General features: G+C 42.4%; 11 protein-coding genes. All 11 read left to right on the top strand.

Features of this window, described 5'->3' with window-relative positions; all coding sequences use genetic code 11:
• Window positions 1-235 precede the first annotated feature (235 nt).
• The 11 genes from ODU45_RS05745 (at window position 236) to murC (ending at window position 12,146) form a co-directional block, all read left to right on the top strand.
• Window positions 236-1,366, top strand: a complete 1,131-nt coding sequence (locus ODU45_RS05745; protein WP_012027644.1) for an AI-2E family transporter — start codon at window positions 236-238, stop codon at window positions 1,364-1,366.
• A gap of 71 nt (window positions 1,367-1,437) precedes the next feature.
• A complete protein-coding gene (gene nrdR / locus ODU45_RS05740) occupies window positions 1,438-1,929 on the top strand; it encodes a transcriptional regulator NrdR (protein ID WP_002938341.1) in 492 nt (163 codons plus the stop codon).
• Window positions 1,916-3,067 carry a replication initiation/membrane attachment protein gene (locus ODU45_RS05735; RefSeq protein WP_332443178.1) on the top strand — a complete coding sequence of 384 codons (1,152 nt, stop codon included), beginning with the start codon at window positions 1,916-1,918 and terminating at the stop codon, window positions 3,065-3,067. Before nrdR ends, ODU45_RS05735 begins: the two co-directional genes overlap by 14 nt.
• Window positions 3,067-3,966, top strand: coding sequence for a primosomal protein DnaI (gene dnaI / locus ODU45_RS05730; RefSeq protein ID WP_398580935.1), 900 nt, complete (start codon window positions 3,067-3,069; stop codon window positions 3,964-3,966). The genes ODU45_RS05735 and dnaI overlap by 1 nt, the downstream gene beginning before the upstream one ends.
• On the top strand, window positions 3,963-4,676 hold the full coding sequence (locus ODU45_RS05725) for an NADPH-dependent oxidoreductase (protein ID WP_398580934.1): 714 nt from the start codon (window positions 3,963-3,965) through the stop codon (window positions 4,674-4,676). The genes dnaI and ODU45_RS05725 overlap by 4 nt, the downstream gene beginning before the upstream one ends.
• A gap of 17 nt (window positions 4,677-4,693) precedes the next feature.
• Window positions 4,694-6,004, top strand: a complete 1,311-nt coding sequence (gene der / locus ODU45_RS05720; protein ID WP_002942705.1) for a ribosome biogenesis GTPase Der — start codon at window positions 4,694-4,696, stop codon at window positions 6,002-6,004.
• Between the two features lie 79 nt (window positions 6,005-6,083).
• A complete protein-coding gene (locus tag ODU45_RS05715; protein WP_044684117.1) occupies window positions 6,084-6,413 on the top strand; it encodes a hypothetical protein in 330 nt (109 codons plus the stop codon).
• A 13-nt stretch (window positions 6,414-6,426) separates the two neighbouring features.
• Window positions 6,427-6,735 carry a hypothetical protein gene (locus ODU45_RS05710; protein WP_398580933.1) on the top strand — a complete coding sequence of 103 codons (309 nt, stop codon included), beginning with the start codon at window positions 6,427-6,429 and terminating at the stop codon, window positions 6,733-6,735.
• A 244-nt stretch (window positions 6,736-6,979) separates the two neighbouring features.
• A complete protein-coding gene (locus ODU45_RS05705) occupies window positions 6,980-10,072 on the top strand; it encodes an SNF2-related protein (RefSeq protein ID WP_398580936.1) in 3,093 nt (1,030 codons plus the stop codon).
• Window positions 10,073-10,150: 78 nt separating this feature from the next.
• Window positions 10,151-10,813, top strand: a complete 663-nt coding sequence (locus tag ODU45_RS05700) for a hypothetical protein (RefSeq protein ID WP_024415265.1) — start codon at window positions 10,151-10,153, stop codon at window positions 10,811-10,813.
• A 1-nt stretch (window position 10,814) separates the two neighbouring features.
• A complete protein-coding gene (gene murC, locus ODU45_RS05695; RefSeq protein ID WP_398580932.1) occupies window positions 10,815-12,146 on the top strand; it encodes a UDP-N-acetylmuramate--L-alanine ligase in 1,332 nt (443 codons plus the stop codon).
• Window positions 12,147-12,189 lie beyond the last annotated feature (43 nt).

Genomic DNA, 12,189 nt, shown 5'->3' with positions numbered 1-12,189 from the left:
AGGATGAAGCACAAACTGGTTTGCGATGGAAACGATGTCGTTAATACTATCAAGTAAATGAGCTTTAATCTGATCTAGCATGACTTTTCCCCTTTTATTTTTAGTGTAACATAAAAACTAACCCACCTCAAAATGTGATAGGTTAGTTAACTTAATGACATTGGGAAGCTTTCCCTCTTTCTTTTTCTATAAGCGTGTGATAAAATAATAGCCAATAAGTAAGAATGGAAAAGTTATGAATACATCATTTAAAGAAAAAGTCATATTGATACTCTTATCTGGAGCGACATTGTTAGCTGTTCTCAACTGGTCTAGTATTTATGGGGCTATTCAACAATTATTAGGCAGTATGAACTCGCTTTTTATTGGAGCTATTTTTGCCTTTATTCTCAATGTTCCCATGAAAAAATTAGAAGATCAGTTTGAAAAGATTTCTTTTTTAAAGAAATCCAAGCGGTCTTTGGCAATTGTTGGAGTATTAATTGGATTTGCTTTAATTGTGACAGGACTGGTGGTGATTGTTCTTCCTACATTGGTGACGACTGTTTCAGAGCTGGTTTCGGTTAGCAGCACAGCCATTCCAAAATCGGTAAATGCCCTAACTAATTTTCTTGAATCAAATGGCCTTTTGTCGGGACAAATCGGAGACCAGATTGCCAGCTTTTTGGATCAGTTGAAGAATTTAACACTTATTTCAAGTTTGGTCACACCGATTTTATCTGGCTTGGTGTCCAATGTGACGGGGATTTTTTCGAACACTATGACGTTGATAATGGCTTTCTTCTTTACTCTAGCGATTTTAGGGAGCAAGGAACACTTGCAGGCGATGACGAGAAAGTTCTTGCAGGCTACCTTGCCGGAGAAGGCTGTCAGAGTAGTGAACTATATTGGAGAAGTTATTGTTGATACCTATGACCGATTCTTGATGAGTCAAATTGTTGAAGCGTGTATCATTGGGACACTTGTCTTTGTTAGTTATTCGCTCTCAGGAATTCCTTATGCCAGCATGGCTGGTATTTTGGCTGGGGTCCTATCATTTGTACCTTATATCGGTCCCTTTTCAGCGTGTTTGATTAGTGCTCTCTTTGTGGCGGTACAAAATCCGCTCTTGGCACTCTGGTCTATCGCCCTTTTCCAGATTATTCAGCTGATAGAAGGAAATGTTATCTATCCGCGCGTGGTTGGTCAATCAGTTGGTCTTCCGACCCTATTTACCCTGGCTGCAGCCTTGATTGGTGGTAATTTGTTTGGCCTACTTGGTATGGTCTTCTTTACCCCAATTTTTGCGGTTGTCTACCGCCTGGTTCGTGAATGGGTTGCCAGTCGATTGAAGAAGCAAGATGAATTATTGGTAGAAAGTGAGTAATTCTCGCTTTCTTTTATTTTTGTCATTTTTATGCTATACTGAAGTGATAAAGTTTATGTAGGAGAAAGAGTATGCGTTGTCCAAAATGTCAGAGTTTGAAATCAAGTGTCATTGATAGTCGTCAGGCTGAAGATGGCAATACCATCCGTCGTCGTCGTTCCTGCGACCAATGTGGTCAACGTTTTACCACCTATGAACGGATTGAAGAGAAAACTCTAGTCGTTGTGAAAAAAGACGGAACTAGAGAGCAGTTTTCACGTGAAAAGATTTTCAATGGGATTATTCGTTCTGCTCAAAAGCGCCCTGTGTCAACCGATGATATTGATGAAGTGGTGAATCGGATTGAACAGAAGGTGCGAGCACAAGGTGATAGTGAAATAGAATCCGATGTCATTGGGAATTTGGTAATGGAAGAATTGGTCGAATTGGATGAAATCACCTATGTGCGTTTTGCATCGGTTTATCGTTCTTTCAAAGATGTTGGAGAGCTAGAAAATTTGCTTAAGCAGATGATTTCCAAAGGAAGTAAGGTAAAACCGGGAAAAAAAGATGAAACCAAATGATTTATTTGCCTATATAAAAATCAGCCCGTTTACACCTGATATTGTCAGTCTTAGCCAATGCTACCAGCCGATTATCGGTTTTGATGCATTAGCGCTTTATTATTACTTTTATAGTTTTGCCGATCAAGGGCAAGGACGTTACAAATGGACTGTCATTCTCAATCACATGGATTTTGGGATGAATCGTTTGGAGAAAGCTCTGGATGTTCTGACTGCCATGGGGCTCCTAGAACTCTATCGTGCAGATGAATTAACAGGTTTGGCGCTACAAGCCCCTCTGACCGTAAAAAGTTTTCTAGCGAAACCCTTGTATAAGAACTTGTTGGCGAGGAAGATTGGGGAGTCAAGCATGGAGAATCTGCTTGTTCACCTACCCAATCAGGAACAGAATATCTCAAAAACATTTTCTCAGGTCTTTACCATGGATGGGCAGGCTCCAGTTGTTTTTGAACCGAAACATGATTTTGACTGGTCTGCCTTCAAGGCCTTGATGGCCAAGGATAAGCTTCTTTTTCAGGATGAAGCTGAGGATATTATTGCGCTTAGTTACATAGCAGAGCAGGCAGGCTGGACCTGGTTGGAAACCTATCGTCAGGCTAAAGCAACAGCTATTGGACAGACGATCTCGACCAAACGCTTGCAGCAGTCACGTCAGTCATTGCCAACAGAAAGTGCCAACCTCACTGCCCAAGAACAAGCCATTGTTCGTGAAGCGAAATCAAAATCCAGCCTAACCTTCTTGTCCTTTATCAAGGAGCAACGGAAGGCAGCTGTGACAGGAACAGAACGAAAATGCTTGACGGATTTGGCAAATTTGGGTCTGCTTGATGAAGTTATCAATGTCTTGGTCCTCTATACCTTTAACAAGGTGGACTCAGCCAATCTGAATGAAAAATACGCTATGAAGCTGGGCAATGATTTTTCCTACAAGGGAATTGGCAGTGCAGAGGCGGCTGTTCTTTACCTAAGAGAGTTGAAGACAGGTCAAGCTGTCACCAAGCCGAGCCAGCCACAGAAAAGCAATGTGCCTGAGTGGAGTAAGGAAGAGGTTCAACAAGGACAAACGGCGGAAGGTCAAGCTAGATTAGCTGCCCTTTATCGCGAATTAGAAGAAATGGAAAACAAAGGAGGTAGCTGATGAAATCAGTACAAGACAGGTTGTCGCAAACAACCAATCCAAGTCCAAAATCTTATCAGCAACTCTATCAGGAGATAGTGAGTGATCCTGAAGTCGCTGCTTTTATCAAAAAAGAAGGTTTGACCCAGCAGGAAATCACTCTCTCCATTTCTAAGTTTTTGGAATATATCAGTCAGCGGGACCTCTTTGTCAAACAGGCTGAATCCTATATTGCTAAGGGGTATCAACCAGTTTTGGTTATGAATGAGGGCTACGCGGATGTTTCTTATCTTGAGACAGAAGAATTGGTCGAATACCGTCGCTTGGAAGCTATCAAGAACCGTATCCAGCTTATTAATATGCCGGCAAGTTTGAAAAATGTAACCGTGGCGGATATTGATAAGAGCGATGAAAATCGTGTGGAAGTCATGTTAGCCATTGCGGATTTTGTTAAACGCTTTGAAGAAAAACCAAAAGGTCTCTATATCTATGGTAACTTCGGTATTGGAAAAAGTTATTTGATGGCTTATTTAGCCAATTTGTTATCCAAAACTCATCTTCAATCAACCACCATGCTCCACTATCCGACCTTTGTTGTCGATATAAAAAATGCTATCAAAGATGGTTCTGTCAAGGAGCGAATTGATGAAATCAAGATGGCTCAGGTCTTGGTGCTAGATGACATTGGAGCGGAGCAACATAGTCCGTGGGTACGTGACGATGTTCTACAGGTCATTCTTCAATACCGTATGCAGGAAAATCTGCCGACCTTCTTTACGTCCAATTTCTCCTTTGATGATTTGGAGCGTCATTTCGCCTCTGGCAAGTCTGGTGATGAGACCTGGCAGGCCAAACGGGTTATGGAGCGGATTCGCTATCTGGCTCGCGATTTGCATTTGAAAGGAAATAACCACCGATGAATGAAACCATTGATTTAATGCTGAACCATACTTCCGTCCGTCGTTTTACGGAAGAGCCCGTTGAGGCGGAACATCTGCAAGCTATTATTTCAGCTGGGCGAGCTGCGTCTAGCTGGAAGAATTTCCAGTCTTATTCCATCATTGTGGTGCAGTCAGCGGAGAAAAAACAGGCTCTCTATGATTTGGTGCCCCAGCCAGCTATTTTACAGGCTCAGGCCATTCTGGTTTTTGTGGGCGACCATAATCGTGCCAGCAAGGCGGCTCAACTCCATGGTTCAGACTTTGAGGCCAAAGGAACAGAGAATCTCCTGATTTCTTCTGTTGACGCGAGCCTAGCAGGGCAAAATGCCCTCTTGGCAGCGGAAAGCTTAGGTTACGGTGGCGTCTTTATCGGTATGATTCGCCATAAGGCCTTGGCAATAGCAGAGCTGTTCAACTTGCCAGATTATACCTATCCCATTTTCTGTATTGCCTTGGGTCGACCAGCCCAAAACCATCCTGTCAAACCACGTTTGGCAAGTGAAACCATTGTCTTTCAGGAAGAATATGTGGAGCAAGGCGTGGAAGTCATCCAAGCCTACGACCAAGTTCAGACAGACTATGCAGGTGCCCGTCAGACAGAAACTTGGTCGGAGCGTATGGTTGCCCAGTTTGGTCAGCCAGAGCAGCCTGAAACGAGGGCTGTATTAGAAAAAAATAAACTATTGTAAGTAGAAGAGGAGGAGCTATGGCTCTACCAACTATCGCCATCGTTGGACGTCCCAATGTTGGTAAATCAACCTTATTTAACCGTATTGCGGGGGAACGTATTTCTATCGTAGAAGACGTTGAAGGTGTGACCCGCGACCGTATTTATGCTACTGGTGAGTGGCTCAACCGTAAGTTTTCCTTGATTGATACAGGCGGTATTGATGATGTGGATGCACCTTTCATGGAGCAAATCAAGCATCAGGCTGAGATTGCCATGGATGAAGCGGACGTTATCGTCTTTGTCGTATCAGGCAAAGAAGGTGTGACGGATGCTGACGAGTATGTATCGCGTATCCTTTATAAGACAAACAAACCAGTTATTTTGGTTGTCAATAAAGTTGATAACCCTGAAATGCGTAATGACATCTACGATTTCTATTCACTCGGTCTTGGCGATCCTTATCCAGTATCTTCTGTACATGGTATCGGAACAGGGGATGTCTTGGATGCAATCATTGAAAACCTACCAGCTCAGGAAGTAGAAGAAAATCCAGATATTATCAAGTTCAGCTTGATTGGTCGTCCAAACGTTGGTAAATCAAGTTTGATTAACGCTATTTTGGGTGAAGAGCGCGTGATTGCGTCGCCTGTTGCTGGAACGACTCGTGATGCCATTGATACGCACTTTACAGACCCAGAAGGTCAAGAATTTACCATGATTGATACCGCAGGGATGCGCAAGTCTGGTAAGGTCTATGAAAATACGGAGAAATATTCCGTTATGCGTGCCATGCGTGCCATTGAACGTTCGGATGTCATATTGATGGTCATCAATGCTGAAGAGGGTATTCGTGAGTATGACAAACGCATCGCTGGTTTTGCCCATGAGGCTGGTAAGGGAATGATTATCGTAGTCAACAAGTGGGACACGCTTGAAAAAGACAACCATACCATGAAGCAGTGGGAAGACGATATTCGTGACCAATTCCAGTATTTGTCATACGCACCGATTATCTTTGTATCAGCCTTGACCAAGCAACGTTTGCACAAATTGCCTGAGATGATCAAGGCTATTAGTGAAAGTCAGAATACCCGCATTCCGTCGGCTGTGCTTAACGATGTCATCATGGATGCTATTGCCATCAATCCAACACCGACTGATAAAGGTAAACGTCTCAAGATTTTCTACGCGACTCAGGTTGCGACCAAGCCACCGACCTTTGTGGTCTTTGTCAACGAAGAAGAGCTCATGCACTTCTCCTATATGCGTTTCTTGGAAAATCAAATCCGCAAAGCCTTTGTATTTGAAGGAACACCGATTCACTTGATTGCACGGAAACGGAAGTAAGAAATGAAAAGAGGGCAACCTCTTTTTTCTTTGCATGCCATGTAAAAAATGCTACAATGAAAAAAAAGGAGGTGATTCCATGATAGCGGGCAATGTCATTCTAATGTTGTTTGCATTTCTAACAGTTCCTGTTCTTCTACTAGTAGACTATGAAGATAAGCAGTACAAGCCCTTTGGTCTTCGTTACTGGTTTGGAGTCTTTGCGTGTATATTGGTATTTTTAGTGACTCTTTTGGTTTATTTTGTAACCTACGCAGCTGGATCCATCATGGTTTTCAACCATTTTGACAGGTTCTTGGTTGGCATCTTTCTTTTCTTGGTATTTGGAGCAAGTGTGTTGACGATTCTACTGGCTAGGGCTATCAAAACCTTAATTCGACGGACTAAGTATTATCAGCAGATGAAATAGGGGGACCGACCATATGGAAATAATCGGTGAAATCTTGGTTGAGTTTTTGACTGGTCTAGCAGACTTCGATGAAAAGAAACACCCTCCTTTTGGCCTTCGCTATTGGCTAGGTTGGTTGGGAGTTCTGATTCATGTCTTACTCCTTGCCTTGCTTACTTGTGTGATTGTCTTCTTTTTCAAGTTTTTCTTGGATGGAAAAGGTTTGATTAACGTAGTAGTGGCAGTTGTTTTCCTGCTATTTGCTCTATTTTGGCTTTGGAAAAGCGGAAAAACAATCTTGAAAATGCGGCAGGCAACGATTTATTATTTAGCTATTCATTAGAGACACCAGTTTACCAGCTGGTGTTGTTTTGATACCTATTTAAACAATTCAAATTGAAAATATGCTATAATGAAAAGATAATATTTTATACTCAATGAAAATCAAAAGTAGCCTAGGAAACGAAGTCGAAGATAGAACTGGAGTTCATCAAGGCAAGTTGACAACGGATAATTTTGATTTTCGAAGAGTATTAGATATATTTTACAGAAGAGCTGATGATTGGTTGAAGGATAAAGGAGTTAGAATGGGTCGCATGATGCCAGGGCGGATTCGCCAAGAAGGAATTGATTTGTACGAGGCTGGAAAACTGACTGTTCTTCATAGTGAGAATGGAAAGATGGTGCTGGATATTGCTGGTGAGCGCTTCACTTACGGCGATGCAGATAGCGATTTACAGTGTAGTTGCCAGTTATTTCAAAGTAAGGGCTACTGTCAACACCTAGCTGCCACGGAGTATTTTTTAAAAAATGATGCCTCAGGCAAGGATATGAAGCAGTCTTTGAAAGAAGATGGTGAACAACATAAGGAAACCGTCCGTCGGACTTATTTTGGCGGTCTCTTTTTAGATGAAATTTTGCGGCCAGAACCAGAACTGGGGCTTAAGTATCAGTTATCAGTTGAAGGGAGCTTATTGCCCTATGATCGTCAGATAGATTGGACCTTGAAAATTACCCGCTTGCCAGATACACGTTCGTACATTGTGCGGGACATCGGAGCTTTTTTGCGCATTGTGAAAGCCAACGGTCACTATCAGATAGGTAAAAATTATTATGAGCAAGTTACTTATGAAAATTTTGATGAACCAAGTCAGGCTCTACTGGATTTTCTCTGGGCCTTGGTACCAGAGAAAGTTGGTATAGATTCGGATATTCTTACTCATTTTGGACGACATTTTCGTCTGCCACAAGCCTATTTTGAGGAGGGGTTGGAGCTGTTAAATCAGCTAGAACATTTTAACTTTTCCTATCAACAGCAGTCCTATTCCTCCTTGATGGTTCTTCCGTTGACAGGGGAGGAAGGGCTCTATCATTTTGAGGTGACCGTTCACACGCAGATGATTGAAATGGTTATTCACGAAAAAACGGTCCGACCTCTTTTTCATGGGCGTTATCTCTTAGTAAATGGCACGGTTTATAGTGTCAATCGCCATCAAGAACATCTGATTTACCAAATTTCCGAACTTGTTCCAACTGAATCAGGTTTGAGAAAAGTGCAGGTGGATTTCCCTGACCAAAATCGTCTGGCTTTAAGCTTGCTGGATTTGCAGACAATTGGGACTGTTAAGGCACCTAAACGCTTCATCATTCATGATTTCAAGCCAGAATTTCATATTCAGATGGAGGCAAATGAAAGTTTATCACTCCAAATGGTTTTGGATTTTGATGGACGTAAGGTAAGGAGTGAGGAGGATTTGGCTCTCCTGCCTTTTGCCAGCCATTTCCAACATTTGGAGAGGGTCTATCAGGCTATTCGTCTAGCTGGCTTTAGGGGGACATATCATGCCCAGAGAGCGGCTCTTAGTCAGCAGGAGCTCTATCCATTTTTCCAACAACAATTGCCTATATTACAAAAAATGGGGCAGGTTCATCTAGCAGAAAGGCTCCAGGCTTTGTATATTGAAGCCAAACCTCAATTAGAAATTGTGCGTAACGGCTCACTTTTGGATATTTCGTTTGACTTATCAGGTATTGAACAATCTGAAATCGATCAGGCGATTACAGCCTTGCTGAATCAAGAGGACCACTATACTAGCCCGAGTGGTAAGGTATTTGTTTTTGATGAGGAAACCAAGAAAATCAGTCAAACCCTAATCTATCTTCGGGCCCGTCATGGTAAGGAGGGGCAGGTACAAGTCCATGCTCTTTCCGGTTACCAATTGGCTCAATCCTTGTCACAATTCAACCAAGTCAGTTTCTCCAAGGAATTTGAGGAAATGGCAAGCTATCTAGCTCAGCCAGATTTGTTCCCTCTTCCTGATGTGGAAGTAACAACGTCGCTTAGGGATTATCAGCAGACAGGGCTTAAGTGGTTGACTATGCTGGATACGTATGGTTTTGGTGGAATTTTAGCTGACGACATGGGGCTTGGCAAAACCTTGCAAACTATCGCCTTTCTGTCCAGTCGGATGACAAAAGATTCCAAAGTTTTAATATTGGCACCGTCCAGCTTAATTTATAACTGGTTAGATGAGTGCAAGCGGTTTGCTCCAAGTTTAGATGTGGCAGTTGTCCATGGAAACAAGGAACAGCGTGAAGAGATCATTGCCAATGGTCACCAAGTCTTAGTTACCTCCTATCCATCCTTCAGACAGGATGTCGCGCTCTATAGACAGGAACGCTTTGACTACCTCATTTTAGATGAGGCGCAGGTCATGAAAAATGCCCAATCTAAGATTGCACAACTACTGCGTGAGTTTGAGGTTGGAAATTGCTTTGCCCTCTCAGGTACGCCGATTGAAAACCATTTGACGGAACTCTGGTCCATTTTCCAAATTGTCTTACCAGGTTTATTGCCAGGCAAACAAGACTTCGGTAAATTAGCAGCAAAGGACATTGCGCGGACCATTCAACCCTTCGTTCTCAGACGTCATAAGGAAGACGTTCTTCAGGAATTGCCTGATTTGATAGAAGTCAATGTACTTAATGAACTGACAGATGAACAAAAAGCCATCTACCTAGCCCAGCTTCAACAAATGCGGACTCAAATAGCTGGCGCAGATGATGCTCAAATCAATCGTAGCAAGATAGAAATCCTATCAGGAATTACTCGCTTACGTCAAATCTGCGATACACCCAGCCTTTTCATGGAAGAGTTTAGTGGTGAGAGTGGCAAACTTAATAGTTTGAAAGAATTACTCTTGCAGCTAAAAGAAGGTGAACACAGGGTCTTGATATTCTCCCAATTCAGAAATATGCTGGAAAAAATAGAAGAACAGCTGAAAGAAATTGGGATGACATCCTATACTCTGACTGGTTCAACCCCTGCTAACCAACGCCAAGAAATGACACAGGCCTTCAATGCAGGGAGTCGAGATGCCTTTCTCATTTCCTTGAAAGCAGGTGGTGTTGGCTTGAATTTGACAGGTGCAGACACAGTCATCCTAGTCGATCTTTGGTGGAATCCTGCCGTGGAAGCTCAGGCTATCAGTCGGGCTCATCGCATGGGGCAGACTGAAAAGGTTGAATGCTATCGCCTGATTACTAGAGGGACAATCGAAGAGAAGATTCAAGAATTGCAAGAAAATAAAAAGAACCTTGTCAAAACAGTCCTTGATGGCAATGAAAGCCGAGCGAATTTGACGGTTGAGGACATTCGCGAGATTTTAGGGATTGAGTGATACGGAATCAGTTGACTCAGCGTAGAATTAGGAAATAAGGCCTAAGTATGGTATAATAAGGGTTCGAAAGGATGACTTATGATTAGACATGAAAAAAGATTTCCACTAGTCGCAGATGATGAGGTACTAGTTGGAGAAAATCCAATTATGAGTTTATATGATGAGAGCGACCTGATTAGCAATATCAGGGGACCTTATCAAGAAAAGGAATTTAGCTGGTCTACCGATTCACAGCGAGTTGCGTCGGCAAAACCAGTAGCACAAACGGAAGATGAGCTCCTGCCTCCTCTGTTTGAAGCTAAGCCAAGCCATTATTCTCGCAAGGAACGCCTTCAGCAACTGACTAAAACGAAGCCTTCTCCAGTGAAAACACAGGGGCAGTTGGCTCGTGAACAGGCTAGAGAAGACTTGAAGAAAAAACGATCAGCAACCTATTTAAGAGATGAGAAACCAGCACCAGCTAAAGTTGTGGTGAAACCTCCTGTCGTTGTAACAACTGAATCTAAGGCAGGTCGGTTGACACGTTTGGCGGACAACTTACGTCAGACAGACTATATTCTCGCTGATATGCCCGCTGTCTATTCTTTGAAGAAAGAAGATAGAGAACAGGAGCAGGTTATAAAGAAAAATTCGTATGACTTTTTAAGAAAGAGTCAGGTTTACAATTATCCTGAGCGCAGACAACAACGAGATCGCCAAGTGGCACAAGAATTGAATTTGACACATATAGAAGAGGAATAACATGACAAAAACCTATCATTTTATCGGAATTAAGGGATCAGGTATGAGCGCACTTGCTCTTATGTTGCATCAAATGGGGCATAAGGTTCAAGGTAGTGATGTAGAGAAATACTACTTTACACAACGCGGGCTTGAACAAGCTGGGATTCAGATTTTACCATTTGATGAGAAAAATATTACAGCAGATGTTGAATTGATTGCTGGTAATGCTTTTCGTCCAGATAACAATGTGGAAATCGCTTATGCTGATGCCCAGGGCTATACCTACAAACGTTACCATGAATTTCTAGGTGAATTTATGAAAGGTTTTACGAGCCTCGGTGTTGCTGGTGCCCATGGTAAGACCTCTACAACGGGATTATTGGCACATGTTATGCGCAATATCACAGATACTTCCTTCCTGATTGGTGATGGTACTGGTCGCGGTTCGGCAAATGCTCAGTATTTTGTGTTCGAATCCGATGAATACGAACGTCACTTTGCCCCATACCATCCTGAGTACAGCATCATTACCAATATTGATTTTGACCATCCAGATTATTTCACTAGTCTAGAGGATGTTTTCAATGCTTTCAATGATTATGCGAAGCAAGTAAAAAAAGCTCTCTTCGTTTTTGGTGAAGATGAGCAACTTCGTCGTATCACGGCAAATGCTCCAATCTACTATTATGGCTTGGAAGACAATAATGATTTTGTTGCCTATGACTTGAAGCCTTCTACTAATGGTTCACAATTCAAAGTTCGCCATGGTGAAGAAGAGTTGGGAGAATTCCAAATTCCAACCTTTGGTAAGCATAATGTGATGAATGCAACAGCTGTTATTGCCAATCTTTATATTGCTGGATTTGATTTGCAACTGGTTGCAGAGCACATGAAGACGTTCGGAGGTGTCAAACGTCGCTTTACGGAGAAAATTGTCAATGATACTGTTATCATTGATGACTTTGCTCACCATCCAACGGAAATCATTGCAACCATTGATGCGGCACGTCAGAAGTATCCTAGCAAGGAGTTGGTAGCCATCTTCCAACCACATACATTCACTCGTACCATTGCGCTTCTTGATGAGTTCGCAGATGCTTTGAATGGAGCAGATGCAGTTTACCTTGCTCAAATTTATGGATCAGCGCGTGAAACAGACAATGGTCAGGTTAAGGTAGAAGATTTGGTGGCTAAAATCAACAAAAAAGGTGGACTTGTTACAGTTGAAAATACTTCACCGCTTTTAGACCATGACAATGCAGTATATGTATTTATGGGAGCTGGTGATATTCAGTCCTATGAATATTCCTTCGAAAGACTCTTGTCAAATCTTACAAATAACGTCCAATAAAAAGAAAGACGGAGGCCTATGGCCCCTGTTTTTCCGCTATATA

The organism is Streptococcus sp. 2022WUSS135, assembly GCF_044427045.1.
In the GTDB taxonomy this organism is placed as follows: Bacteria; Bacillota; Bacilli; order Lactobacillales; family Streptococcaceae; genus Streptococcus; species Streptococcus hashimotonensis.
The sequence above is the reverse complement of the archived record's forward strand: the minus strand, read 5'-3'. Positions and strand labels throughout refer to the sequence as shown.

Coding starts and splice junctions, on each gene's coding strand:
- ODU45_RS05745 (WP_012027644.1), top strand. CDS start 236: ATGAATACATCATTTAAAGAAAAAGTCATATTGATACTCTTATCTGGA.
- nrdR (WP_002938341.1), top strand. CDS start 1,438: ATGCGTTGTCCAAAATGTCAGAGTTTGAAATCAAGTGTCATTGATAGT.
- ODU45_RS05735 (WP_332443178.1), top strand. CDS start 1,916: ATGAAACCAAATGATTTATTTGCCTATATAAAAATCAGCCCGTTTACA.
- dnaI (WP_398580935.1), top strand. CDS start 3,067: ATGAAATCAGTACAAGACAGGTTGTCGCAAACAACCAATCCAAGTCCA.
- ODU45_RS05725 (WP_398580934.1), top strand. CDS start 3,963: ATGAATGAAACCATTGATTTAATGCTGAACCATACTTCCGTCCGTCGT.
- der (WP_002942705.1), top strand. CDS start 4,694: ATGGCTCTACCAACTATCGCCATCGTTGGACGTCCCAATGTTGGTAAA.
- ODU45_RS05715 (WP_044684117.1), top strand. CDS start 6,084: ATGATAGCGGGCAATGTCATTCTAATGTTGTTTGCATTTCTAACAGTT.
- ODU45_RS05710 (WP_398580933.1), top strand. CDS start 6,427: ATGGAAATAATCGGTGAAATCTTGGTTGAGTTTTTGACTGGTCTAGCA.
- ODU45_RS05705 (WP_398580936.1), top strand. CDS start 6,980: ATGGGTCGCATGATGCCAGGGCGGATTCGCCAAGAAGGAATTGATTTG.
- ODU45_RS05700 (WP_024415265.1), top strand. CDS start 10,151: ATGATTAGACATGAAAAAAGATTTCCACTAGTCGCAGATGATGAGGTA.
- murC (WP_398580932.1), top strand. CDS start 10,815: ATGACAAAAACCTATCATTTTATCGGAATTAAGGGATCAGGTATGAGC.